The following is a 23,936-nucleotide window of genomic DNA, read 5'->3' as shown; positions in this document are numbered from 1 at the left end:
TCTCAGCCTGGCGTGCGAGATCCGGTTGGCCGATCGCCGAGTTCGGGTGCCGTTCCGTGAGTGTTGCCGAAGGTTTCAAGAAGCACCAAAGGAGGACGGGTTCGGCGTCGGTTGCGTCCGGCTGCCAGCTTCTGTCGGGCGGCGTCGAGTGGGACGTTAGCGACGCGGCTCCGATTTCACGTCGCTACCGTCACTCTCGACGGTCCAACGCGACTCCGGGACCCCCAACCAGCTCTCGGCCCGTGCTTTTCTCGACCGGTGGCGATGTTCGCTCGCCCAACCCTGCCCCGGCCGGTGCGTTTCTCACCCGGGGTCGACTTCCGCTCGCCCAAAACTGCCCGGGCGGTGTGCTTCTCACCCGGGGTCGACTTCCGCGCCGCCACCTCGCCCACGCCAGGATCGTTTCTCTACCCGTGGCGACTTCCACGCCCCCGAACTAGCGGGAGGCGAGCCGGTCGAGTTCGGGCAGCAGCTCGGTCATCGCGGCAATGATCACGTCGGCATCCTGGAGCCGGTCCGCGGGAGTGACGCCGGCGTAGCCGATCACGGTCATCCCGGCCGCCTTGCCCGCGGCGACACCGTACGGGCTGTCCTCGATCACCACGCACCGGTCCGGAGCGGAGCCGGACTGCTCGGCCGCGTAGAGAAACAGATCCGGGAACGGCTTGCCGCGGGTCACGTCGTCGGCGCTGAAGATGCGGCCGGCGAAGCGGTCGTACAGGCCGACGGTCTTCAGCGTGCGCTCGATCCGCGGGTGCGATCCGCTGGAGGCGACGCAGGTCGGCAGGTCGATCCGGTCCAGCGCGTCGGCGACGCCGGGCACCGCGGTCAGCTCGGTCTCGATCCGGGCGAACAACCGCTCGTGATACTGATCTTCGAAGTCCGCGGGCAGCGGACGGCCCAGCTGCGGCTCGACCAGGTCGCGGACGTGCTGCAGGGTGCCGCCGAGATAGGTGTTGACGCTGTCCTGGAAAGTGGTCGGCCAGCCGTAGCCGGTGAGCAGGTCGGCCAACACCTGGTTGGCGATCGGCTCGCTGTCCACCAGGACGCCGTCGTTGTCGAAGATCACCAATTCGAAGCGGGCCACGACCCCAGTACTGATCAAGGAGGATCAGCCGAACCAGCGGTCCAGTTCGAGCACGGTGCCACCGTCGCCGAACCGCTCGGTGACCTGATCGGCGGCGTTGCGTACCTCTTCCGGCGCGTCGCCCAGCGCGACCCCGCGGCCGGCCCAGGAGAGCATCTCGATGTCGTTGCGGCCGTCACCGAGCGCGAGCACCCGATCGACCGGTACACCGAGCTCGGTGGCGACGTCGGCCAGGGCGGTCGCCTTGTTCACGCCGACCGGGGCGATGTCGATCCAGGCGCTCCAGCCCACGTAGTAGGTGATCCCGTGCATGCCGAGGTGCTGGGCCAGCGCCACGAACTCCTCGTCCGACCGGTTCGGCTCGCGCAGGATCACCCGCGTCACCGGTCGGGCTGACAGCTCGTCGGCCGACTCGATGATCATCTCTCCGGTCAGGTCGCCCTCCGGGAAGTGGCCGGTCACCCGGTAGCCGCGGCCGATCTCCTCCACCGCGATCAAGGTCGTCGGTGCGAACTCGCGTACCTTCTTGATCACCTCGGCCGGGTCGAAGGTCACCGTCTTGACGATCTCCTCCGGCGGATAGCGCACCACCACCGCGCCGTTGGACAGCACAGCCGGGCCCGGCGGCAACTCCAGGTAGTCGAACACGTCCCGGGTGCCGTGCCAGGATCGGCCGGTGGCCAGCACCACCGGCACGCCGGCCTTGACCACCCGGCGCACCGCGTCCCGGACCGAGTCGGGCATCCGGCCGTCATGATCGACAACGGTGCCGTCGATGTCCAGCGCGACCAGCTCCGGCTTCCAGTCGGCGGGTGGCCGACGCCGATCGCGCCGCAACAGCGACGAAAGGAACCCGGATCTCATCAGCCTCGGACCGGGGTGAATGCGGTCCGGCCGCCAAGATAGGGCTGCAGGGCCGCCGGGATCCGCACCGAACCGTCGGCCTGCTGATGGTTCTCCAAGATCATGATGATCACCCGGGTCATCGCGCAGAGCGTGCCGTTCAAGGTGGCGACCGGCCCGGTGCCGTCCGGGAACCGGGCCCGGATGTTGAGCCGGCGCGCCTGGAACTGGGTGCAGTTCGAGGTCGAGGTGATCTCCCGATAGCGCTCCTGGCTCGGCACCCAGGCGTAGCAGTCGTACTTCCGCGACGCGCTCAGCCCGAGATCACCGGCGGCCAGCTCCAGCACCTGGTACGGGATCTCCAGCGACTCGATGAACTCCCGCTCCCACTGCAGCATCCGCTGATGCTCGGCGTCGGCGTCGGCCGGATCGCAGAAGCTGAACATCTCGATCTTGTCGAACCAGTGCACCCGGAAGATGCCGCGGGTGTCCTTGCCGTGCGAGCCGGCCTCACGACGGAAGCTCGGGCTGTAACCGGCGTAGCGCAGCGGCAGCTTCTCTGCGTCCAGGATCTCGTCGGCGTGGTACGCCGCCAACGGCACCTCCGACGTGCCGACCAGGTAGAGGTCGTCGGCCTCCAGCCGATAGACGTCCTGCGCCGCCTGGCCGAGGAACCCGGTGCCCTCCATCGCCTCCGGCTTGACCAGCGACGGCGGAATGACCAGCGTGAAGCCGTTCCTGATCGCCGAGGCGACGGCGTGGTTGACCAGGGCCAGCTCCAGCTCGGCACCCTGCCCGGTCAGGTAGTAGAACCGCGAACCCGACACCTTGGCGCCGCGCTCCAGGTCGATCGCGCCGAGCAGCTGGCCGAGCTCGACGTGGTCGCGCGGTTGGAAACCTTCGGCGGCGAAATCGCGCGGGGTGCCGTGGGTCTCCAGCACGACGTAGTCGTCCTCGCCGCCCGCCGGCACGCCGTCGGCGACCAGATTGCCGAACTGGGCCATCAGCCCGCGGAACCGCGCCTCGGCCTCGCCGGCCTCGGCGTCGGTCTTCTTGACGCCGTCGGCGAGCTCCTTGGTGCGGGCCAGCAGCCGGGCCTTCTCGTCGCCGCTGGCCTTCGGGATCTGCTTGCCGAGGTCCTTCTGCTCGGCCCGCAGGCCCTCGAACTCGGCGATCGCCGCGCGCCGCTCCTCGTCCGCCCGGACCGCCTCGTCGACCAGAGACTCGGACTCGCCTCGAGCGCGTTGCGAGGTTCGAATCCGGTCCGGGTCTTGACGTAGCAGTCTGGGATCAAGCATGCGGCCAGCCTATCGGGGCGCCCCAGGGAGAAGCAGCCCGTTTACTGCCGCGTCGCCGAAGGCTCCCACTCGGCTCGCCGAGACGTCACTTGTGCACCGACACGCCGCAGAACCGCGTGCACAAGTGACGTGTCGGCGGGTTGTTGAGCGGGGTGTAAGGATGGGGCCACCATGGTGCGCCGGCCGCCTTCCATCTCCTCGATCGCGATCACCGCGAGCATCCTCGCGGCGTTCGTGCTCTGGACGCTGCTGGTCCGGTTCTGGCCGCCGATCGCCGCCTTCGACCTGCACATCGCGGCGCCGCGACTGTCCCTCGGCTCACCGGCCGCCCAGATCGGTTCGGCCATCGCGGTGCTGACCTGGCCCGGGGTGCCGTACGCCATCCTGCTCGGGATCGCGGTCTGGGCGCTGCGCCGCCGACTCCGGCAACTGGCCCTGGCCCTGGCGCTGACCGTCCTGCTGGCCTGGGGCGGCGCGTCACTGCTCAAGCTGTGGCTGGCCCGGCCGCGTCCGGTCGACGCGTTGCCGCTGATCACCACCGCCGGGATGTCCTATCCCTCCGGCCACACCGTCGCGATCGTCGCGTTCTCGGTCGGGATCGGGGCGACGCTGATGGTGACTCGGGAGCATCTGGCGACCAAGTTCAGCTGGCTGCTCGGCGGCGCCGCCGTCGTGATCATCGTCGGTGTGGACCGCTGGCTGCTGTCCGCCCATTTCTTCTCCGACATCATCGGCGGCGCCCTGTTCGGCGGGCTCGCGGCGCGGCTGGCACTGATGATCGCCGGGGTCGCGATCCCGGCGCCGCACGATCTGGTGACCGAGATGGTACGGATCCGGCGTCCCACGGAGCTGGAGCGGCCGCGGCGCTGCGCGGTAATCTACAACCCGGCCAAGGTGACCAACTGGGAGGTGTTCCGGCGCCGGGTGGAGTACGAGCTGATCCAGCGCGGCTGGCGGGACACGCTGTGGCTGGAGACCACCCGGGCCGACCCTGGCCGGGAGCAGACCGCCCGGGCGGTGGCCGAAGGGGTCGACCTGGTGATCGGCGCCGGCGGCGACGGCACGATCCGGGTGATCTGTGCCGGCCTGGCCAACTCCGGCATCCCGTTCGGGCTGATCCCGGCCGGCACCGGCAACCTGCTGGCCAAGAACGTCGGGATCCCGTTGGACGAGGACGAGGCGCTGAAGCTCGCCCTGGACGGCGTGGACCGGCCGCTCGACCTGGTCCGGCTGACCATCGACGACACCGTCGTTGATCATTTCGCGGTGATGGCCGGCATCGGCATCGACGCGGTGATCTTGGAACAGACCAACGCTGACCTGAAGAAGGCGGTCGGTTCCGCCGCCTACTTCGTGTCGGCGGCCCGGAACGCCAATCATGCCGCTCTGCACGCGACGATCCAGGTTGATGATCAACCGCCGTTCAAGCGCCGGGCGCACGTGCTGGTGGTCGGCAATGTCGGCTTCCTGCAGGCGAACATCCCGCTGATCCCGGATGCCGAACCCGATGACGGCCTGTTGGATGTCTTGATCGCCTCGCCGCGGGGGGTCATCGATTGGGTGAAGCTGACCACCCGGGTGCTCACCCGGCAGCGCCGTACCGATGATCAACTCGATCGGATCACCGGCCGCAAGGTCACCATCACGGTCGAGGAGCGGGACCGCTATCAGCTGGACGGCGACACCGAGGGTGAATGCAACCGGCTGACCGCCGAGGTGCTGCCCGGGGCACTGATCCTGCGCTCCCACCGCCATCGGCTGCGGCCGGTGATCCTCGCCGCCGAGGACACCGAGGTCGAGCCGGCCGATCCGGTCAGCGTGCGGTGATCGATCTCAGCCCGACGTCGATCGCGGCGACCACGGCCTTGGGCGCGTCGTTCGGGACATCGCAGAAGAACATGACGTGCCGGCCCGAGTCGGCCAGCTTGATCACCACGATGGTGATCCTGCTCGCCGTCGTCGGCAGCTTGGGCACCCGGAAGCCGATCGTCCCGCTGATCATGATCGCCTGATCGGGCGGGTTCGTCACGCCGGGCAAGGGCTTCGTGGTGAACGTCGGGTCGATCAACGGGATGCCCTCGTAGCCGGCAGCGGTCAGATTGTCGAGCATCCGCTCGCCTGTCCGCGACAGATCCCCGGCGACCACGAGCTGATCCGGGATCACCCCGAAGCCGGTGTCGGCGAGCCAGTCCTGGGCGCCGACGATGTTGTGATGCACGATCACCGAGCAGGTGAACCCGTCCTGCACCCCGCTGCGCGTACCCATCGCGGTTTCCGGGCAGTGCAGCGGCTCGGCCGGAACCTTCATCCGGACCCGGCCGGCGAGATACTCCCCGCTGGTGGTGTCGAACAGTGCGATCACCGGCTGTTCCTTCTTCGGCGGTGGATCGATCGCAGGACCGGCCGGCAGTCGATCCTCGGTCAGCGATACCGACACGCCGAGCAGAATGACCGCCAAGATCACCGCACCGATCGTGATCGCCACCGCCGACGGCAACCGGATCGCCGGTTGATCATGGTCCGGGACGACGGACGGTTCCGCGCCGGCCGGGCTCGGCCGGGCCGGGGCCGGCGCGCCCGGGTCAGCACTCAGCCAGCGGGTCCAGGCGCTGCCGTCCCACCAGCGGAAGGTCTCGCTCCTGCCACTGGGGTCGGCATACCACCCCGCCCGGTCGGTCACAGCAGGTAAGGATAGAAGACGAGTGACCCGGCGGGTCGCAGTCAGCGCGCCGTCAAGGTCTCGAACACGGCCTTGCTGGCGGCGACGATCTCCCTGGGCGCGTCGTTCGGATAGTCGACGTAGAACACCACGTGCTTGCCGGAATCCTTGAGCTTGATCACGACGAACTCGAGGTTGCCCGACGTCGAGGGGAGATTCGGCACCCGGTAGCCGAAGGTGCCGGTGACCTTCATCGCCTCGTCCGGCGGGTTCGTGATGCCGGTCAGCGGCTCGGCCTTGAACTTCGGGTTGAGCAGCTTGACGCCCTCGTAGCCGTTGGTGCCGAGCTGGTTCAGGACCTTCTGGCAGGTGGCCTTCAGATCGTCCGGCACGACCATCGTGTCCGGCAGCACGCCGAAGCCGGTGTCGGCCATCCAGGAATACTTCGGCCGATAATCCTCGTGCACGGCGAAGTCGCAGCGGAAGCCGTCCGGGGCTCCGCTGCGCAGCGTGGTCGCATAGTCGGAACAGTCGTACGGTGCGCCCGGGAGCTTCATCTTGACAGTGCCGGCGACATAACCCGGGACGGTCTGGTCGTAGAGCGCGACGACCGGCTGGTCCTTCTTGGCCGGCGGGTCGATCGCCGGGCCGGCCGGCAGTTGATCCTCGGTCAGCGACACCGACACCCCGAGCAGGATGATCGCCAGGGCCACCGCGACGATCGTGATGCCGATGGCCAGCGGCAACCGGATCGCGGGCTGATCCTGGTCCGGCTCGGCGACGAACACGTCACCGCGGGCCGGATCCGACGGGCCCGGCTGGTCCGGGGTCGGCGCGTCCTCATCCTCGCTCAGCCAGCGGGTCCAGGCAGCGCCGTCCCACCAGCGATAGGTCTCGTTCCTGCCACTGGGGTCGGCATACCATCCTGGCCGGTCGGTCACAGCAGCCAAGGATAGAAGACGACGGGTCGGGTCACGTCCGGTGCTCGTACCGACTCAGTGCTGATCGAGCCGGCGCAGCCAGTCGGCGGCCTCACGGTAGGCCTCGTTCGAGGTGCCGCCGCGGACCACCGGCTGCACTCCGTCGGCCCGCACATAGCTGCCGAGGAAGACGACCCGGGCGGAGATCCGGTGCAACCCCATCAGTGCCTCGGCCATCCGGAGATCGTCGATGTGGCCCTCGGCGTCGACCGAGAAGCAGTAGTCGCCGAGGCTCTTCTTGGTCGGCCGCGACTCGATCCGGCACAGGTTGACGCCGCGGCTGGCGAACTGCTCCAGCAGCTCCAGCAGCGCGCCCGGATGATCATGACGCATGAACAGCACCATGGTGGTCTTGTCGGCCCCGGTCGGTGCCCCGATCGGGCCGGGCCGGGTGACCAGGACGAATCGGGTGACCGCGTCGGGGTTGTCGCCGATGCCGTCGGAGACCGCTGTCAGGCCGTTCAACTCGCCGGCCACGCGGGCGCAGATCGCCGCGTCATAAGGCGAATCGGGCCGGGCCACCTCGGCCGCGGCCGCCGCGGTCGAACCGTCCTCGGTCAGCTCGGCCGACGGCAGTTCGCGGGCCAGCCAGTTGCGGCACTGGGCGGCGGCATGCGGATGGGTGATCACCCGGCGGATCGCGCCGAGCTCGGTGCCGGGGCGCGCGAACAGCGTGAACTGGACCGGCAGCAACACCTCGCGGGTGATCACCAGCGGATCGCCGTAGCAGAGGTTGTCCAGGGTGGCACTGACGCCGCCCTCGACGGAGTTCTCGATCGGCACCAGTGCGGCGTCGACCTCGCCGGTCCGGACCGCGTCCAGAGTGCTCGGCACCGTCGGGTACGGGATCGGCTCGACGCCGGTCGGCGGCAGGGTCAGCAATGCCTGATGCGTGAACGTCCCCCGCGGGCCGAAATACCCCCGGGCGCCGGTACGCAACTCGGCCGGGGCGGGCAGTGCTGACACGCCCACACCCTATCCCTGCCGACTTGTCAGAACTGAGGATGGCTCCGGCCGGCACGGGTTCTGACAACTCGGGTTTGACAGCTTCGATACCCTGGGTATCGAGATGGAGGTGGGTCACTGTGGGCGAGACGGGACGGGGCCGGCCGCCGCGGGGTGAGGTGCGGGCCCGGGTGCTGCAGCACGCGGCCGAGGCGTTCCTGCGGTACGGCTACGGCGGGGTGAAGGTGGTCGACATCGCGGCGGCCGCGGGCTTCACCAAGGGCGCCGTGTATTCCAACTTCGGCGGCAAGCCGGGCCTGTTCAGTGCGGTCTGGGCGGAGCGGTTCGAGACGATCGCCGGCTTCGCGCTGGGGCGCTCCGAGCTGATCCGGTCCGGGCGGCCGCGATCGGAGATCCTGCGCGAGGTCGCCCGGGAGCTGGCCGCCGAGTTGACCGCCGCGCCGGGCTGGGCCACCGCGCTGGGCGAGTTCCGGCTGCTGGCCGTACGCGATCCCGAGGTCGCGCGGTCCTATGCCGAACTCTCCGCCCGACAATTGGCCGGCCTGACCGAGCAACTCCGCGACCACGCCGCCGCGATCGGGCTGCCGGCCGGCTTCGACCACGCCACCGCCGCCCACCTGATCCTGACCTCGGTCACCGGTCTCGCCCTGGAGCACGCGGCCGCGCCCGAGGTCACCGACCGCGAGCGGGTCGAGCGATGCCTGGGCGAACTACTGATCGGAGTGCTGCGATGACCGAACCGACGCCGAACGAAGCGGGGGACGACCGGACCGAAGGGAGCCAGGGGGCCGGTCAGGCCCCACCGACCCGGCGGCCCCACCAAGACCACCAAGACCACCAAGACCACCAAGACCACCAAGACCACCAAGACCGGAACGACCCCCACCTCTCCGCCGACCCGTCACATCTGCTGCGACACGCCGCAGAAACGGCCGCGGAACTGACGGGTCGGCGGGGTTTGGGGGGACATCCGGTGGCGGGGGTGGCGGCGGCTGACTTTGTCGAGGCGCGGCTGTTGTCGCTGGCGACGCGGGAGGGGGTGGTGTTCGGCGACCTCGAGTTCACGGTGCCGCGGGGCGGGCTGGGCGTGATCACCGGGCCGTCCGGGTCGGGGCGTTCGGCGCTGCTGCTGACGTTGGCCGGCCGGATGCCGGGCTGGACCGGGGCGCTCCGGGTCGGCGGTCATGATGCGGCGCGGGAGTCGCGGGCGGTGCGGCGGATCTCGGCGGTGGCGCGGATCGGCTCGATGATCGATCTCGAGCCGCGGCACACCGTCGGGGAGGCGATCACCGAGCGGGCGCTGATCGACGGGATGTCGCCGCGGGCGGCCGGCCAGACCGTGCACCGGGCGGCGCGCGAGTTGGAGCTCCGGCTGGCCGACGACACGCTGGTCGAGCGGCTGCCGGCCGTCGACCGGACCATCCTCGCCGTGTTACTGGCGACCGTCCGACCGGCCGAGCTGGTGATCATCGACGACGTCGACCGCGGCCTGGACGCGGGGCAGCAGGCCCGGGTCTGGTCCGTGCTGGACGCGCTCACCGCGGACCACACCACCGTGCTGGCGAGCACCGTGCACCCCGAGACCGTGCCGGACGCGGCCCGGTTGATCACTCTTGACCCCGTCCCGTCCAGCTGAGGAGCGAGATGCCGTTTCCGATCGCCGGGCTGGCCCGGCTCGAGTTGCGCCGGTTCCGGGGCCCGGTGCCCAAGATCGCGTTGATCTTCGTGTTGATCGTGCCGCTGCTCTACGGCGCGATCTACCTGACCGCCAATTGGGACCCGTACGGCCGGCTCGATCACCTGCCGGTGGCGCTGGTCAACAACGACCGCCCGGTGACGTACGAACACGAGAAGATCACCGCCGGCGACGACTTCATCGCCAGCCTGCACGACAAGGCGACCTTCGACTTCCACGACGTCGATGAGGCCGAGGCCGACCGCGGCCTGCGCGAAGGCGACTACTACCTGGCGGTGGTCGTGCCCGCGGACTTCTCGGCGAATCTGATCAGCGGCTCCGGCGACGATCCGCGCCGGGCCAAGATCATGTTGCGCCGCAACGACGCGAACGGCTTCGTCATCGGCAGCATCACCAACAGCGCCCAGAACACCATCGCCCGGTCGATCGACGAGTCGGCGGTCGCCAGCTATTTCGATGCCGTGTTCGCCAACCTGTCCAAGATCAAGTCGAGCTTGAACCAGGCCGCGGACGGCTCCGGTCGGCTCGCCGACGGTGCGAAGTCGGCCGGCTCCGGCGCCGGCAAGCTGGAACGCGGCGCGGCGGACGCCGAGGACGGCAGCGGACAGCTGAGCACCGGGGCCGGCACCCTCGCCGACGGGCTGAAGTCGGCCGAGAAGGGTTCCGCCGACCTCGACTCCGGCCTGGACCAGCTGGAGCTGGGCTCAGCCGACCTGGCCGACGGCGCCGGCCAGGTGGCCGACGGGACCCAGCAGCTCAACGACAAGCTGCTGCCGATTCTGGACGCGATGCAGCGGGTGCTGGCTCAGGTGCAGCGTGACGCCAAGGCCGCGGCCGAGCCGCTGGACGAACTCGCGGCCGGACTGGCCGGCCGGGAGAAGTCGATCAGTTCCGACCTAGACCAGGCCGGGGCAGCCCTTGATCAACTACGGCAGGATCATCCGGAACTGGCGCAGGACAAGAGTTTCCGCACCGCGACCGAACGACTCGAGCAGGCCGGGGCCAGGACCGAGCAGCTGGCCGGCCGGGTCACCGACGGGGCCGAGAAGATCGCCGCGATCGATCGCCGGGTGGCCGAGGACAGCACCGCCGGCGAGGAGATCACCACCGCCCGGTCCGATCTGATCAAGCTCAACGACGGCGCGCACCAGGTCGAGGACGGAGCCCACGACCTGAACCGTGGCCTGGTCCGGGCCAACTCCGGTGCCCACGCGCTGGCCGGCGGGATCGCCGACGCCAGGGCCGGCGCGGACCGGCTGGCCACCGGAGCCGGCGACCTGCACACCGGGCTGACCACCCTGCACGGCGGCCTGACCGACCTGACCGGTGGGCTCGGCGAGCTGCAGACCGGTGCCGGCAAGCTCCATGATCAACTCCAGCAGGGCGCGGATCGGATCCCGGCTCATTCGCAGAGCCAGCAGGACGAGGCGGTGCAGGTGCTGTCGTCACCGGCCGACGTGACCATGCAGGTGGACAATCCCGCCGTCTACTACGGCCGCGGCCTGGCGCCGATGTTTTTCGCCATCGCCCTGTGGGTGTTCGGCATCTCGGTCTTCCTGGTGGTCCGGCCGATCACCGCCCGCGCCCTGGCCGGCCGCGGCAGTGCGCTGCGGCATGCGCTGGCCGGCTGGCTGCCGATCGGCACCATCGCCGTCGCCGGCGGCTGGCTGATGGTCGCCGTCGTCTGGCTCGCCCTCGGGCTGGATCCGGTGCGGCCGCTGCCGTTCCTCGGCGTGGTCACACTGGCGGCGATCTGCTTCTCCGCCATCGCCCACCTGCTCCGGACCGCGCTCGGCACGCCCGGCTCCTCGCTGCTGCTGGTCTGGCTGATCCTGCAACTCACCTCGGCCGGCGGCACCTATCCGGCGCCGATCCTGCCCGGGTTCTTCGCCGCGATCGCGCCGTTCATGCCGATGACGTACCTGATCGACGCGTTCCGGATCACCATCTCCGGCGGCGAGGCGGCGCACCTGATCCGGGACATGATCATTCTGGCGGGGGTGGCGGCGGCGGCGCTGGCGCTGTGTGCGCTGACGGTGCTGCGGCGGCAGCGGTTCTCGATGCGGGATCTGCATCCACCGCTGGTTTCTCCCTGACCGCCTTGGCTTCGGCCCGCGCTGCTCTGGCGCGGGCCGCTCGGGCCCGGGCCCCCTTGGTGGAGAACCGGTCCAGCCATGGCAACACGTCCGGCCGGGCCCGCTTGATCGCCCAGAGGATGATCGCGACCAAGATCGCCAACTGGATCACCGGGGAGACGTTCTCCCGGATCCTGGTGGCGACGAAGTCGAGCTCCGGCCCCATCGGCAGATCCCGGCCCGGCACGAAGGCGAGCGACAGCGGCACCCCGCGCAAGATCATCAACAGGTCGAGCTTGCTCGGCGCCAGCACCGCCAGCGGCATCCAGGCGATCAGGTCGTACCAGGACAGGGTGTAGGTCGAGGTCGCCAGCCAGCCGACGGCCAGCAGCACCGCGGTGCGCAGGGCCACGGTCAGCGGATCGGTGCGCGGGTCGATGGAGCGCGGCAGCCCGGGCGCCGCGGTCCACGGGAGCACCCGGGACAGCAGCCAGACGACCACGATCATCAGCCCGATGCAGATCAGGTTCAGCGCCACCTTGCCGACGCCGGGCGGCAGCGGGAACAGACCCATCAGGCGGAACAGCAGATCCGGCCAGGAGCCGACCGAGACGTAGGTGGTGTTGTTCAGCACGCGGATCAGCGCCGTCGGCCCCCACAGCCCGTAGAACAGGGCCATCGGAAGCACCGCGCCCAGGCAGAGCAGGATCGCCTTCTTCGGCTCCTTCCGGTACGCCCACAGCATGGCCAGCCCCCACAGCCCGATGCTGAGCTTGGCGCAGCCGGCCAGCCCGATCCCGATCCCGGCGCCGAGCGGGCTCTTCCGCATCAGCATCAGGCCGCCGACAGCGAACATCACCGACATCGCCTCGTTGTGGCCGCTGGCCACGATCGCCCAGATCAGCAGCGGGTTCGCCACCGTGAGCAGCGCCACCCGGGCCTGCCGGGTCCGGTCGCCGCGGGCCATGATGATCAAGGCCGCGCCGGCCAGCAGGAACGGGACGACGACGAAGACCTGCAGCCAGAACACGATGTCGTGCATGTTTTCGCCGCCGAGCACGTTGGCGGCCCACTGGGTCCAGGTGGTGATCGGGCCGTAGACGCTGGGCACGTCCCACCACGGCGGCTCGATCTGGGTCAGCACCGGGTCGTAGACGGTCCGGAAGATCTCCGCCGGGGTGGTGTCGTACGGATTGCGGCCGATGACCTGAAGCCGGCCGTACGCGGCGTACATCAGGATGTCGGCCGACGTCATCGGCGGCACCAGGATCGTCGCCAGGCTCAGCCCGGCACCCAGGCCGAAGATCTTGCGATGATCGGGACGCCAGCCGCGGGACAGCGCCCGCAGACCGATGGCCAGTCCGATCCCGCCGATGATGATCACCGCCCAGATCATCGACGACACCAGCCACTCGTTCGGCTTGCTCGCGCCCTCGGGCAGATAGTACGGCGGCAGCAGCAGGCTCCCCCGGGTGCCGAGGGTCAGCGTCACGGCGGACGGGCCGAGGAAGCCGGTGATCAAGGTCAGCACGGTCGCGCCGATGATCATCGCCAGCGCGATCCGCGGATCGCGATGCCAGCCCTCGGGGACGTAGGGGTGCGGGCCGGCCGGCTTCGGCTTGACCGACCCGGGTGCAGTGGTCATCGTTTGAACCGCTTCAGTATTCCTTGGATCCCGCCGGATTCCTTGAACTCGTTGAGGCCGGCCTGGACCAGACCGCGAGCGGCCAGCGCCCGGGTCACCTCGGCCAGCTGGACCGCCCGGTCGAACCGTCCGGTCAGATCGGGAGCGGACTGCCGCCGCGGCCGGTCGATCTCCAGTTCACGGATCTCCAGCCCGGCCCGCTGCACGTCGATCAGCATGCTGACCGCGCCGCCCCAACCGGCCGCCAACGGGCTGGCCAGCTCGAACGCGCGCCGGTTCAGGCAGCGTTCGAGGGCCAGCGGGGCGCGCGGCGACCAACCGGTGAGCTCGTTGATGCCGCGGATGGCCGCCGTGTCGACCACCCCGGTGTCGGCCGCATCGGCCGGCGGCACGGCGATCGTCAGGGCGGCGTCGCCGGACCGGACCGGGGCCAGCAGTGGGGCGTAGTCGGCGACCCGTTCGGCGGCGGCCGCCGACAGCAGCAACAGCGCCGTGGCCTCGGTCCGCCGGTCCCGCTGCTCCAGGATGCCGAGCGCGTTGACCGCGGATTCGACCGACGCGGCCCAGCCGCGGCTCCGCTGGTGGTTGACCACGATCGCGCCCGCCGCCGCGGCGTACTTCCCCGTCTCGTCGGCGCTGCCGTCGTCGCAGACGATCACCGGATCGACTCCGGGCAGCGCAGCCGCGGCCTGGACGCTGTCGGCCACCTGCCGTTGCGCGTCCTTGGCCCAGATCACGCACGCGATCGGCGTTCGGCCGGAATTCACAGGGCAAGGTTAGTGGGTTCGACCGCAGCCTTCCGCATCCGTTTCCCGGGACTGGAACAGAGATGCGCGTACGCTCGGTCGCTATGGTCGACTCCATTGATCAGGCCCGGCCCGCCGAGGTCGGCGTACGGTCCGAGGTCGGCCGGCTGCGGACCGTGCTGTTGCACCGCCCCGGGCCCGAGCTGCGCCGGCTCACTCCGCGCAACAACGACGCACTGCTCTTCGACGGGATCCCCTGGGTCAGCCGGGCCCGGGACGAGCACGACGCGTTCGCCGCGGCGTTGCGCGACCGCGGGGTCGAGGTGCTCTATCTGGAGCAGTTGCTGATCGAGACGCTGGCCGATCCGACCGCGGCCGGCGGCGCCATCGACGGGGTGCTGACCGACCTGCGGCTCGGTGATCGACTCCGCCGGCAGCTCCGTGATCAACTGTCCCGGATCGGCGCCGAGGAGCTGGCAGGGGTGCTGATCGCCGGGTTGCGCAACGACGAGGTGCGCTCCGCCGGGCTGGTCACGTCGCTGCTGGCGGCCGAGGACTTCCTCGTCGACCCGCTGCCGAATCTGTTGTTCACCAGGGATTCCGGCGTCTGGGTCGGCGATCGGGTGGCGATCACCTCACTGGCCATGCCGGCTCGGCGGCGGGAGACCCAGCTGACCGAGCTGATCTACGCCTTCCATCCGCGGTTCCAGTCGGCGCAACGGCTGCACGGCTGGCAGCGGGAGCACCTGGAGGGCGGTGACGTGCTGGCGCTGGGACCGGGCGTGCTGGCGGTCGGCGTCGGAGAGCGGACCACACCGGCGGGCGCCGAGCGGTTCGCCCGGACCGTTTTCGATCATGGACTGGCCGAGCAACTGCTGGTCGTACCGATCGATCAGAACCGCGCGACCATGCATCTGGACACGATCTGCACCATGGTCGATCGCGATGCGGTGGTGATGTATCCCAACATCGCCGACCGACTGACGGCGATCCCGGTCCGCCCGGGCGACGACCGGGAGTTGATCATCGGCGACCGGACCCCGTTCCTCGACGCCGCGGCCACCGCCCTGGGCATCGACCGGCTCCGGGTGATCGCCACCGGCCTCGACCCGGTGATCGCGGAACGGGAACAGTGGGACGACGGCAACAACACCCTGGCGATCGAGCCCCGCGTCGCCGTCGCGTACGAACGCAACGTCGAGACCAATGCCCGGCTGGAGGCGGCCGGCGTCGAGGTGATCACCCTCGCCGGCTCCGAACTCGGCTCCGGCCGCGGCGGCCCCCGCTGCATGTCCTGCCCGATCCTGCGCGACTGAGCCCCAGGAAGGTGGGTGAAGCTCCGGATCCGGCGGTACGGAGTCAGGCGCGGGACGGGGCGTTGACGTGGCCCCAGACCCGGTCCGGGTAGTCGGTGGTGAGGCCCTGGACGCCCAGCGACAGGGCGAAGTCGATGTCGGCCGGCTCGTTCAGGGTCCAGGGGTGGACCTCGTGGCCGTTGTCGCGGGCGCGGGCGACGAAGTCGGGGTCGGCCTTCAGCATGGCGATGTCGGGGCCGAACGCCTCGATCCCGTCCGGCAGCTTGCCGGTCTCGTACTCGCCGAAGTCGAACTGCTGCAGGTAGGTCCGCTCCAGCTCGGGCAGCAACTGGCCGGCCTTGATCAACGCCTCCATCGAGAAGCTGATGATCCGCACCGGTGAGCCGGCCCGGTCCCAGCCGTGCTCGGCGAGCATCGCGGCCACCCGGTCCTCGGTGTCCAGGCCGCGCGGGTTCGGATGCTTGGTCTCGATCGCCAGCGTGACGTCGACGTCGCGCTGCCGCGCGTCCCGGACCATGATCAGCAACTCGGCGAGCGTGATCAGCGTGCGCTGCTCGTCGGTCGGGTTCGGCGTCTGGCGCGAACCGAAGTCGATGGCCTTCAACTCGGCCACCGTGAAGTCGAAGGCGACCCCGGTGGTCGTGCTGGTGCGATCGATCCGGCTGTCGTGCAGGCAGATCAACTGGTCATCGGCGCTGAACTGGACGTCACATTCCAGTCCCAGCCGGAGCCCGGTTTCGGCGGCCCAGTCGATGGCTGCCCGGAAGGCGGCGATGGTCATTTCGGGCTGGTGACCGGAGAATCCACGGTGGGCGAAGATGTGGTGGGTCTGCGGCCTCGGCGCATTCACGGCAATCAGTGTGGCATACCGGCCTAAAGGGGTCAGCCCTGCCCGGTCGGAGTTGGACGAACTGTCATGCCGCCGCCCCATGGATCAGCCCCAGGAGTCACCGCAGGGCCACCGAGGCCGCCTCGACGATCGCCTCGCTGACTCGGTCCAGGGCCGGCGAGGGCAGCCGCCAGCGCTGCCAGAACAGCACGACGTCGACGTACGCACCGGGCTCCGGCGTGATCACCGAGCCGGCGGCCAGCAGGGCGCGGGCGTCATGCTCCGGCAACAGGCCCCAACCCATCCCCAGCGCGACGGCGCGGGCGAACTCGGCCGACGACGGCACGCAATGACGCGGCGGCCGCAGCCGGCGCCGGCTGCGGCGACGGAGATAGCGGTCCTGCAGATCGTCCTTGTGGTCGAACGCCAGCACGGGCGCCCGGGCCAGGTGCTCGACCGTCAGCCCGTCCGGCAGCCAGCGCTCGGCGTAGGCCGGCGCGGCGACCAGGAGGTAGCGCATCCGACCGAGCCGGCGGACGCTGCAGCCCTGCACCGGCTCGGCGACCGCGGTCACGGCGGCCATCGCGCTGCCGGCGCGGAGCAACTCGACCGAGTGCTGCTCGTCCTCCCGGTGGATGTCGAACCGGAGCCCGTGCTCGGTCGCCAGCCCGGCCAGCGGCGGTAGCGCCCAGGTGGCCAGCGAGTCGGCGTTGATCACGATCGGGATCTCGCTGGTGCTCGCCGAGTCGGCGCCGGCCGTCTCCCCCAGCTCGGCCGCGGCCTCCTCCGCCAGCAGCGTCGTCTGCCGCGCCAGCCGGGCCAGGATGCGGCCGGACTCGGTCGGCTGCACCGGCTTGGTGCGCTGCAGCAGCACCCGGCCGGCCCCGATCTCGAGGGCCTTGATCCGTTGGCTCACCGCCGACGGCGTCACCTGCAGCCGACGGGCGGCGGCGTCGAACGTGCCCTCCTCCAGCACCGCAAGGAAGGTGGCCAACTGATCGAGTTGGAACGGCATCATGCAACATTAGCAATGCTGATGATTGTTCAGAATCTTTAGCTGGTACGAGAGCGGGCCGGCACCTACCTTGGCCGGATGCAGACACTGGTCGCCGGATTCGGCATGGGCCTGTCGCTGATCGTCGCGATCGGCGCCCAGAACTCCTACCTGCTGCGGCAGGCGATCCGGCGTGACCGGGCCGCCGCCGTCGCCGGGATCTGCATCGTGTCCGACCTGGTGTTGATCTTGCTCGGGATCGGCGGCATCGGCATCCTCGTGCAGCAGGCGCCGGTGATCATCGACGTCATGCGCTGGTGCGGCGCCGCCTTCCTGATCGGCTACGGGGTGCTGGCGGCGCGGCGGGCGATCGGGGCGGAGCAGCAACTCGACACCGGCACCGGCCCGGCACCGGCGGGCCGGGTGATCATCACCGCGCTGGCCCTGACCTGGCTCAACCCGCACGTCTACCTGGACACCGTCCTGCTGCTCGGCACCGTGGCCAACACCCATGGGCCGGACGACCGGTGGGTCTTCGGGGCCGGAGCGATCCTGGCCAGTTGCTGCTGGTTCCTGACCCTGGCCCTGGCCGGCCGACTGCTCCGCCCCGCCTTCGCCCGGCCGCTGACCTGGCGGATCCTGGACGGCACCTTCGCCGTGATCATGTTCGGCCTCGGTGCGTCCTTGATCATCTCCGCGATCGCTCCGCAGCACTGACTCCGGTTGGCGATGGGACGCCGCGTTTCGTTCCCCGAGCTTGTCGAAGCATGTCCTGAGCCTGTCGAAGGGGGCCGGCCGGACCGCGCTGTATCTCGGTCTCGGCCTGACGGCCGGGAAAGACGCATCAAAGGGGCGGGCGGGTCCTTGCGGCCCGTCCGGATCGCGGCCGAGTCGACCCTGGTCGAGAAACGCACGGCGAGCGGGCCCCGGGCAGGTGCGTAAGCCGACCCCGGTCGAGAAACGCACACCAACGCGCCCCGAGCACGTGCGAAAGCCGACCCCGGTCGAGAAACGCACACCAGCAGGCCCCCGGGCACGTGCGAAGGTGCCGGTCCCGGCGGCCATCGACGGCGGGCTTCGCGAAGGACTCGGGCTGGCCCTTCGACAGGCTCAGGGAACGGACCGAGCACTCCGACCGTCGCCCGGCGGCGAACCCCGCCCGTACTTGGCGCGCCTCTTGCGGACGTCAGGCCCGCAACCGGCGTCGGGCCGCGGTGTGGCCGGTCTTCGACAGGCTGAGGGGACGAATGAGTCAGCGGGTGAGGGGGTGGCCGGCGCCGACCCAGCCGTGGACGCCGCCGGCGAGGTTGACCGCCTGACGGCCCTGGGCGGCGAGGAACATGGCGGCCTGGGCGGAGCGGGCGCCGACGGCGCAGACGCAGACCACCTTGTCCGGCACCTCGTCGAGCCGGGCGATCAGCTGGTCCAGCGGCAGCAGGACGGAGCCGTCGATCCGGCCGCCGGCCCACTCCCCGTCGGTCCGCACGTCCAGCAGGGTCCAGCCGTCCCGGACGTGTTGGTCCACCTGGTCGGGGCCGATCTCGATCAGTTCCGCGTTCGTACTCACCGAGCCATGATCGCGCGATCCCCGGCCGCGAGCCAACCGGAACTTGATCATGGACCGGAGCGCGGCGAGACCGGCCATCTACTTCAACAGCTTGGACAGGCGGCGGTCGGCGAGCTTCTTGCCGCCGGTCTGGCAGGTCGGGCAATACTGCAGTGAGGAGTCGTGGAAGGAGACTTCGGCGATGGTGTCGCCGCAGACCGGGCAGGTCTCGCCCTTGCGACCGTGCACCCGCAACCCGGCCTTCTTCTCACCCTTCAGATCCTTCGCGGCCAGGCCCTCGGCCCGCTCCATCGCGCCGGCCAACTCGGTCTTGATCGCGCCGAAGAGCCGTGCCTGCTCCTCGTCGGTGAGGGTGTTCGCGCCCTTGAACGGGCTCAGCTTCGCGGCGTGCAGGATCTCGTCGGAGTAGGCGTTGCCGATCCCGGCGATGATCTTCTGGTCCCGCAACACGCCCTTCAGCTGGGACCGGCCGGCCTCCTTGAGCAGCGCGTCGAACGCGGCCGCATCGAAGTCGTCGGACAGCGGATCCGGACCGAGGCCGGCGACGTGCGGGATGCTGCTCGGGTCGGCGGTGACGTAGACGGCAAGCTTGCGCTGGGTGCCGGCCTCGGTCAGCTCGAAGCCGGAGCCGTCATCCAGCCGGAGTCGCAGCGACAGCGGATTCTTGACGCTCGGCCGGACCGGCTTCTGCGGCACCTCGTCCTTCCAGCGCAGCCAGCCCGCACGGGCCAGGTGAAACACCAGATGCAGCCCCTGCGCGGACAGGTCGATGAACTTGCCGTGCCGCTCGGCCGCCTCGATCTCGAGACCGTGCAGGGCGGTCAGCGGCGGATCGTACGTCTTCAGGGCGCTGAACGCGACCAGATCGACCTGGGCGATCACCCGGCCGATGCACACCGGCCGCAGGAACCGCACCAGGGACTCGACCTCCGGCATCTCGGGCATGGGCCCATTATTCGGCAGATCTCCGACAACCGGGAGGATCGCGGGCGTACGAGAGCCGGTGACGCGGGGTCAGACGAGCTGGAAGCGGTGCTCGGCCCAGCCGGCGACCTGCTGGACCCGCTCGGTCGGCAGGCCACCCATCCGGGACAGAGCCAGGCCGTCCCCGCCGAACATCCGCTCCACCCGGGGATCCTCCAGCACCGAGGCCATGTCGGTCAGCTGGATCCGGACCGGAACGATCCGCCGGTCACCGTCCGCCTCCTCGACGACCACCCGGTCGACGTCGGCCCAGGGGATCAGCAGCCGCGACCCGGCCTCGCCGAGCACCACCCCGGACCGGGCCAGCGCGACCGGGATGGTCCGGCCCCGGATGCCCAGCCAGACGATGCCGACCAGCGCCAACAGGAGCACCGCCGCCATCATCCACACCGCACCGGCGAACACCGGCTGGCTCGACTGCAGCATCAGCGCGCCGTACACACAGGTGCCAGTCCCGGCGATGGCCGCGATCGCGAAGATCGCCAGCAGCAGGTCGAAAGCCTCGACCCGGCCGGACCAGAACCGGTTCAACCGTATTGTCTTCCGTTCGTCCCGCACCGGGGGAAGGTTAGTCCGTTGCCGGGTCTTGGTGTCGGAGGGTGGCGTCGAGCGGCCCGGTGCGCCATTCCGGTGGGTCGAGCCGGAGCGCGACCGCGAGCCGCTCCAGATAGCCGAACCGGTCGATCTCGACGACGCCGAGGGTGGCCAGATGATCGGTCCGCCACTGCGCGTCGAGCAGCCGGCCCGCGCCACCGGCGGAGCGGAGCACCGCGACCAACCCGACCAGCGCCGCCTTGGACGCGTCCCGGCCGATCTCCTCGTCGTGAAACATCGACTCGCCCGCAAAGAGGCCACCGACGCTGATCCCGTAGAGGCCGCCGGCCAGCCGGCCGTCGGCGGTCCAGGCCTCCACCGAATGCACCAGGCCGGCCCGGTGCAGCTCGGTGTAGACGGTACGGATCTCGCGGTTGATCCAGGCGCCCTCCCGGCTCGGGTCGGCGCAGCGATCGAGGACCTCCTCGAAGGCGGTGTCGAGCCGGAGCTCGTACCGCTTGATCGTTTTGCGCAGCGACCGGCTGACCCGCAGCCCGTCCAGCGGCAGCACCCCGCGCTGCAGCGGGGAGAACCAGCCCATGGTGCCGCGGCCGATCGGCATCGGGAACACCCCGGACCGGTACGCCGCGACGACCAGCCCGGCATCGAAGCCGCGGGAATACCCGATCAGGTCGTCGACCGGCCAATCCGCCGGCGGACCGAACGGCGACGGCTGCATCCCCCGATTGTGCCGGTCGGCGGTCCGGGCCGCCCGTCCGGCCGGGGCCCGGCCCGGGTTCTGCCGGAGTTGTGGTCGCCGTTCGAGACGTACGCTTGTCATATTTCGTCGGCTCTGGAGGTCGCATGCCGTCAGCACAGGAGTTCGGTCGGAACCTCGCGCGCACGCTCGAGCCGATTCGGACCCAGGGCCCGCAGGCCGCCGGCGGCGTGCTGCGCCGAGTGGTCGAGGTCGCGATCGACGGCGTCAGCAAGCTGCCCAGCGCCAAGCAGGCGGCGGCCCGGCAGCTGACCAAGTGCGCCGGCTATGCCGACGACGCGGTCGAGTCGGTGATCGAGTCGCACATCCTGCTCGGCTCCGCGCAGGGTTTCGTCACCAACCTCGGTGGGCTCGCGACGCTGCCGATCGCGTTGCCGGCCAACCTGACCGGGATCGCCGTGGTCCAGGTCCGGATGGTTGCCGCCATCGCTCACCTGCGCGGCTACGACCTGGACGACCCACGGGTCCGGACCGCGCTGGTGATGTGCCTGCTCGGCGGCGAGCAGGTGGCCAAGCGGATCGCCACCGGCAAGTTCCCCACGTCGCCGCTGGCGGTCGCGACGGCCCCCGTCTTCGATCCTGAGCTGGACGCGGCCGTCGCCCAGGCCGTGGTCAGCGGGCTGCTGGCGAATGTCGGCGGCCGCAACCTGGCCCTGCTGGTCACCAAGCGGATCCCGCTGATCGGTGGCGGCGTCGGCGCCGTGATGGACGGTATGTCCACCCACCAGATCGGCAAGTACGCCAAGACCGAGCTGGTTCGCCGCCGAGCCATCCGCGCCTGACGACAACGGGGAACTTCCGGCCGGGACTACCCGGCGAGAATTTCCCCGATCTGCGCGAAGTCGGGTGGACAGACCGGGCACCGGGTCGGCAGCGCCGGCCAGCCGCGGCGGATCAGCACCTCCACGACCTGGGCGGCGACCGCACACGGCTCCTGGGAGACATCGGTCCAGCCGTAGCGCAGCGTGACCCGGCCGTCGATCAGGGCGGCGTTGTCCCGCCGGAAGTCTCGGAACCGGTCCTGACCGTCATGGCCGAGGTGCCCGTCCAGCTCCACGATCAGCCCGAACTCCTCATACCCGACATCGTTGCGGGCGGACCTCGCGCGGCGCACCTGTCGCCGTCCCCGGGGCAGGCCGTGGGCCCGCTCGACATCGCGGAGGTAGCGCACCTCGAGCGGCGACTCCGTCCCGGAGCGGGCATCGGTCAGCAGCTCCGAGACCAGGGCGCGTAACGGCATCCGGGACCGACGCAGCAAGGCCTCACGGAGCCGGGTCGCCGACGTCCGGTGGCGCTGAACAGCCGCAGTGATCCAGTGCAGCGCGGCCCGCTCATCGGTGCAGAGGTCGAGCACCGTGTCTTCGACCGTCGTCCGCGGCAGCAGGCCTGGTGACCGGGCCGAACGGACGCCGTCCCGCTCCCGGCAAAACGCCCAGGGCGGCCGGTCCCGCAACCGACGACCGTGCGGGATCAAGATCATGATCTCGGTCGGCGGATCATCGGTCAGATCATGCAGATGGGCTGCTGCTGCTCCGCCGACCCGGGCACCGCGACCCGCGTAGAGGATGCCGGCCCAGGCCCACGCGGTCCACGGCGGATCAAGATCATGGACGAACGCCAACGACGGCCCGATCCGGCGCCACACCCCCAGGTCGACGAGCCGAGCCACACTGTGTCGGCCCAGACCGAGCTCGGCCGCCTGACCGAGCGTGATCACTCCGTCCTGGGCCGCGGCCAGCTGCCGCAGTTGCGGCGATGGATCGATTCGGTCTTTCACGTCCCAGGAGTCTGTGCGGATGCCGGCCCATCATTCAGTCGCTGCGAAATCTGTGGACAGTGCGATTGCTGTGGCGCTGCCTGTGGAAATCACCGGGTGGAAGTGTGGGTCGGTACGGTGCTGGGCATGGGCGAGGAGCGGGCGATCCGGATTGTCGACGGGGTCGTGCGGCGGCCGGCGAAGCCGTGGACGGCGACGGTGCAGGGGCTGCTGGCGCACCTGCACCGAACCGGACTGCCGGTGCCCGAGCCGCTCGGGTTCGACGATGATCATGAGTTTGTCCGGCTGGTCGAAGGCGAAGCCGGGGCGGAGGACTGGCCGCATGGGATCGGGCTCGCCGGAGTGCGATCAGCGGGATCGCTGCTCCGGGCCGTCCATGACGCCACGGCCGGTTGGCGGGCTCCGGCGGCCGCGGTGTGGTCGGTGCCGCATGCCGGCGGCGGGGTGATCTGCCACGGCGACCCGAAGCCGGCCAATCTGGCCTGGCGCGACGGGTCGGCGGTCGGGCTGTTCGACTGGGACGGTGCCCGTCCCGGAGACCGGATCAGCGACGTGGCGTACGCCCTGATCTGGTTCACCCCCTTCGAGTCGGACCCGGACGCCCTGCGTCTGCGCGGGCTGAGCATCGCGGCGGAGGATCGCCGGGCCCGGATCGCGGCGCTGCTGGACGGGTACGGCTGGACCGGGCCGTTCGACGTGATCGAGGAGGTCCTGCGCCGGCGGGAGCAGGCGATCGACGAGGTGGAGTGGCTCGGTGAGCGGGGGCACGAGCCGCCGGCGAGCTGGGTGGCCGACAACTGGCCGACCCGGTGGCGGGCCGGCCTGGGCGCAATGCGCGCACTCGCGGCCGAGGTCGAGGGCTGGGAGCGGGGAAATCCCGGCCGGGTCTGACCGGCGAGATGTTCCCCGGACGCCGATGCCGCGGAGCTAGGGTGAGGGCGCGGCTGGACAAGGGAACCCGGTGTGAGTCCGGGACTGCCCCGCAGCGGTATCAGGGAACGAACGCCGTCACCAAGCACTGGGCCGAAGGGTCTGGGAAGCGACGGCCGGTAGGTGGGCCTAGCGGCTCGCGCCCTCGAGTCCGAAGACCTGCCAGTCGTCCGCCCGGCGCCCGCCGGTCGGAGGTGACGATCTCGGAGGAAGGTCGTGCCGGAAGATCTTC

The 23,936-nt window shown here is 70.3% G+C and carries 23 protein-coding genes and 1 riboswitch; of the genes, 8 read left to right on the top strand and 15 right to left on the bottom strand.

Features of this window, described 5'->3' with window-relative positions; translation table 11 throughout:
- Window positions 1-436 precede the first annotated feature (436 nt).
- The 3 genes from FNH24_RS04450 to serS are packed head-to-tail and all read right to left on the bottom strand — an operon-like array spanning window position 437 to window position 3,228.
- Window positions 437-1,087 (bottom strand): HAD family hydrolase, encoded by a 651-nt coding sequence (locus FNH24_RS04450; RefSeq protein WP_152360941.1) that lies wholly within the window; start codon window positions 1,085-1,087, stop codon window positions 437-439.
- Between the two features lie 24 nt (window positions 1,088-1,111).
- Window positions 1,112-1,951 carry an HAD family hydrolase gene (locus FNH24_RS04445; RefSeq protein ID WP_152360940.1) on the bottom strand — a complete coding sequence of 280 codons (840 nt, stop codon included), beginning with the start codon at window positions 1,949-1,951 and terminating at the stop codon, window positions 1,112-1,114.
- Entirely contained in the window at window positions 1,951-3,228 is a 1,278-nt protein-coding gene (gene serS, locus FNH24_RS04440; RefSeq protein ID WP_152360939.1) for a serine--tRNA ligase, read from the bottom strand. Before serS ends, FNH24_RS04445 begins: the two co-directional genes overlap by 1 nt.
- A 171-nt stretch (window positions 3,229-3,399) precedes the next feature.
- Between serS and FNH24_RS04435 the strand changes: the two genes are divergently transcribed.
- Entirely contained in the window at window positions 3,400-5,055 is a 1,656-nt protein-coding gene (locus FNH24_RS04435) for a bifunctional phosphatase PAP2/diacylglycerol kinase family protein (protein ID WP_152360938.1), read from the top strand.
- On the opposite strand, the gene FNH24_RS31350 is transcribed toward FNH24_RS04435, so the two are convergent.
- Genes FNH24_RS31350 through pheA form a run of 3 tightly spaced genes read right to left on the bottom strand, consistent with a single transcriptional unit; the run spans window position 5,042 to window position 7,833 of the window.
- Window positions 5,042-5,908: a DUF2510 domain-containing protein gene (locus FNH24_RS31350; protein WP_161605990.1), complete on the bottom strand. Its 867-nt coding sequence runs from the start codon at window positions 5,906-5,908 to the stop codon at window positions 5,042-5,044. The two genes, FNH24_RS04435 and FNH24_RS31350, sit on opposite strands and share 14 nt — an antisense overlap.
- A 41-nt stretch (window positions 5,909-5,949) precedes the next feature.
- Window positions 5,950-6,828 (bottom strand): DUF2510 domain-containing protein, encoded by an 879-nt coding sequence (locus FNH24_RS04425; RefSeq protein ID WP_152360936.1) that lies wholly within the window; start codon window positions 6,826-6,828, stop codon window positions 5,950-5,952.
- 54 nt (window positions 6,829-6,882) lie between these two features.
- On the bottom strand, window positions 6,883-7,833 hold the full coding sequence (pheA, locus tag FNH24_RS04420; RefSeq protein WP_246186744.1) for a prephenate dehydratase: 951 nt from the start codon (window positions 7,831-7,833) through the stop codon (window positions 6,883-6,885).
- A 119-nt stretch (window positions 7,834-7,952) separates the two neighbouring features.
- Here pheA and FNH24_RS04415 point away from each other — a divergent pair, with 119 nt between their 5' ends.
- The 3 genes from FNH24_RS04415 (at window position 7,953) to FNH24_RS04405 (ending at window position 11,625) form a co-directional block, all read left to right on the top strand.
- A complete protein-coding gene (locus FNH24_RS04415; protein ID WP_161605989.1) occupies window positions 7,953-8,567 on the top strand; it encodes a TetR/AcrR family transcriptional regulator in 615 nt (204 codons plus the stop codon).
- Between the two features lie 248 nt (window positions 8,568-8,815).
- On the top strand, window positions 8,816-9,469 hold the full coding sequence (locus tag FNH24_RS04410; protein WP_161605988.1) for an ATP-binding cassette domain-containing protein: 654 nt from the start codon (window positions 8,816-8,818) through the stop codon (window positions 9,467-9,469).
- A gap of 8 nt (window positions 9,470-9,477) precedes the next feature.
- Window positions 9,478-11,625, top strand: a complete 2,148-nt coding sequence (locus FNH24_RS04405) for a YhgE/Pip family protein (protein WP_152360933.1) — start codon at window positions 9,478-9,480, stop codon at window positions 11,623-11,625.
- Here FNH24_RS04405 and mptB read toward each other — a convergent pair.
- Entirely contained in the window at window positions 11,516-13,249 is a 1,734-nt protein-coding gene (gene mptB, locus FNH24_RS04400) for a polyprenol phosphomannose-dependent alpha 1,6 mannosyltransferase MptB (RefSeq protein WP_152360932.1), read from the bottom strand. The genes FNH24_RS04405 and mptB overlap by 110 nt on opposite strands.
- The gene (locus tag FNH24_RS04395; protein WP_152360931.1) at window positions 13,246-14,016 is read right to left on the bottom strand and encodes a glycosyltransferase family 2 protein; all 771 of its coding nucleotides are present in this window, start codon (window positions 14,014-14,016) and stop codon (window positions 13,246-13,248) included. Before FNH24_RS04395 ends, mptB begins: the two co-directional genes overlap by 4 nt.
- Before the next feature lie 83 nt (window positions 14,017-14,099).
- Between FNH24_RS04395 and FNH24_RS04390 the strand changes: the two genes are divergently transcribed.
- Window positions 14,100-15,311 (top strand): arginine deiminase, encoded by a 1,212-nt coding sequence (locus FNH24_RS04390; RefSeq protein WP_152360930.1) that lies wholly within the window; start codon window positions 14,100-14,102, stop codon window positions 15,309-15,311.
- A gap of 43 nt (window positions 15,312-15,354) precedes the next feature.
- Here the strand turns inward: FNH24_RS04390 and FNH24_RS04385 are convergent, their stop codons facing one another.
- Together FNH24_RS04385 and FNH24_RS04380 are read right to left on the bottom strand one after the other, a co-directional pair.
- Window positions 15,355-16,161: a glycerophosphodiester phosphodiesterase gene (locus tag FNH24_RS04385; protein WP_161605987.1), complete on the bottom strand. Its 807-nt coding sequence runs from the start codon at window positions 16,159-16,161 to the stop codon at window positions 15,355-15,357.
- Window positions 16,162-16,258: 97 nt separating this feature from the next.
- On the bottom strand, window positions 16,259-17,158 hold the full coding sequence (locus FNH24_RS04380) for a LysR family transcriptional regulator ArgP (protein WP_246186743.1): 900 nt from the start codon (window positions 17,156-17,158) through the stop codon (window positions 16,259-16,261).
- A gap of 75 nt (window positions 17,159-17,233) precedes the next feature.
- Here FNH24_RS04380 and FNH24_RS04375 point away from each other — a divergent pair, with 75 nt between their 5' ends.
- Window positions 17,234-17,851, top strand: coding sequence for a LysE/ArgO family amino acid transporter (locus FNH24_RS04375; protein ID WP_152360928.1), 618 nt, complete (start codon window positions 17,234-17,236; stop codon window positions 17,849-17,851).
- A gap of 535 nt (window positions 17,852-18,386) precedes the next feature.
- Here the strand turns inward: FNH24_RS04375 and FNH24_RS04370 are convergent.
- The 4 genes from FNH24_RS04370 to aat all read right to left on the bottom strand — a co-directional run bounded on the left by FNH24_RS04370 (window position 18,387) and on the right by aat (window position 20,958).
- The gene (locus tag FNH24_RS04370) at window positions 18,387-18,701 is read right to left on the bottom strand and encodes a rhodanese-like domain-containing protein (RefSeq protein ID WP_217428035.1); all 315 of its coding nucleotides are present in this window, start codon (window positions 18,699-18,701) and stop codon (window positions 18,387-18,389) included.
- 78 nt (window positions 18,702-18,779) lie between these two features.
- Window positions 18,780-19,646, bottom strand: coding sequence for a DNA-formamidopyrimidine glycosylase family protein (locus tag FNH24_RS04365; protein WP_152360927.1), 867 nt, complete (start codon window positions 19,644-19,646; stop codon window positions 18,780-18,782).
- A gap of 69 nt (window positions 19,647-19,715) precedes the next feature.
- Window positions 19,716-20,243, bottom strand: coding sequence for a hypothetical protein (locus FNH24_RS04360; protein WP_152360926.1), 528 nt, complete (start codon window positions 20,241-20,243; stop codon window positions 19,716-19,718).
- Window positions 20,244-20,253: 10 nt separating this feature from the next.
- Complete coding sequence (gene aat, locus FNH24_RS04355) at window positions 20,254-20,958, bottom strand: leucyl/phenylalanyl-tRNA--protein transferase (RefSeq protein ID WP_152360925.1); 705 nt, start codon at window positions 20,956-20,958, stop codon at window positions 20,254-20,256.
- A gap of 125 nt (window positions 20,959-21,083) precedes the next feature.
- On the opposite strand from aat, the gene FNH24_RS04350 reads away from it, so the two are divergent.
- A complete protein-coding gene (locus tag FNH24_RS04350; RefSeq protein ID WP_152360924.1) occupies window positions 21,084-21,779 on the top strand; it encodes an EcsC family protein in 696 nt (231 codons plus the stop codon).
- Between the two features lie 26 nt (window positions 21,780-21,805).
- On the opposite strand, the gene FNH24_RS04345 is transcribed toward FNH24_RS04350, so the two are convergent.
- Window positions 21,806-22,774, bottom strand: coding sequence for a type IV toxin-antitoxin system AbiEi family antitoxin domain-containing protein (locus tag FNH24_RS04345; RefSeq protein ID WP_152360923.1), 969 nt, complete (start codon window positions 22,772-22,774; stop codon window positions 21,806-21,808).
- 126 nt (window positions 22,775-22,900) lie between these two features.
- On the opposite strand from FNH24_RS04345, the gene FNH24_RS04340 reads away from it, so the two are divergent.
- Window positions 22,901-23,665, top strand: a complete 765-nt coding sequence (locus tag FNH24_RS04340) for a phosphotransferase (RefSeq protein WP_152360922.1) — start codon at window positions 22,901-22,903, stop codon at window positions 23,663-23,665.
- Window positions 23,666-23,725: 60 nt separating this feature from the next.
- Window positions 23,726-23,865, top strand: a riboswitch (cobalamin riboswitch).
- The last annotated feature ends 71 nt before the right edge of the window (window positions 23,866-23,936 follow it).

Origin of the sequence: Microlunatus speluncae (genome assembly GCF_009299835.1) — a bacterium.
Taxonomy (GTDB): domain Bacteria; phylum Actinomycetota; class Actinomycetes; order Propionibacteriales; family Propionibacteriaceae; genus Microlunatus; species Microlunatus speluncae.
Note: the sequence above shows the minus strand (reverse complement) of the source record. Positions and strands in the feature narration are given on the sequence as shown.

Coding starts and splice junctions, on each gene's coding strand:
- FNH24_RS04405 (WP_152360933.1), top strand. CDS start 9,478: ATGCCGTTTCCGATCGCCGGGCTGGCCCGGCTCGAGTTGCGCCGGTTC.
- FNH24_RS04365 (WP_152360927.1), bottom strand. CDS start 19,646: ATGCCCGAGATGCCGGAGGTCGAGTCCCTGGTGCGGTTCCTGCGGCCG.
- FNH24_RS04350 (WP_152360924.1), top strand. CDS start 21,084: ATGCCGTCAGCACAGGAGTTCGGTCGGAACCTCGCGCGCACGCTCGAG.
- FNH24_RS04380 (WP_246186743.1), bottom strand. CDS start 17,158: ATGATGCCGTTCCAACTCGATCAGTTGGCCACCTTCCTTGCGGTGCTG.
- serS (WP_152360939.1), bottom strand. CDS start 3,228: ATGCTTGATCCCAGACTGCTACGTCAAGACCCGGACCGGATTCGAACC.
- FNH24_RS04445 (WP_152360940.1), bottom strand. CDS start 1,951: ATGAGATCCGGGTTCCTTTCGTCGCTGTTGCGGCGCGATCGGCGTCGG.
- FNH24_RS04340 (WP_152360922.1), top strand. CDS start 22,901: ATGGGCGAGGAGCGGGCGATCCGGATTGTCGACGGGGTCGTGCGGCGG.
- mptB (WP_152360932.1), bottom strand. CDS start 13,249: ATGACCACTGCACCCGGGTCGGTCAAGCCGAAGCCGGCCGGCCCGCAC.
- aat (WP_152360925.1), bottom strand. CDS start 20,958: ATGCAGCCGTCGCCGTTCGGTCCGCCGGCGGATTGGCCGGTCGACGAC.
- FNH24_RS04375 (WP_152360928.1), top strand. CDS start 17,234: ATGCAGACACTGGTCGCCGGATTCGGCATGGGCCTGTCGCTGATCGTC.
- FNH24_RS04390 (WP_152360930.1), top strand. CDS start 14,100: ATGGTCGACTCCATTGATCAGGCCCGGCCCGCCGAGGTCGGCGTACGG.
- FNH24_RS04435 (WP_152360938.1), top strand. CDS start 3,400: ATGGTGCGCCGGCCGCCTTCCATCTCCTCGATCGCGATCACCGCGAGC.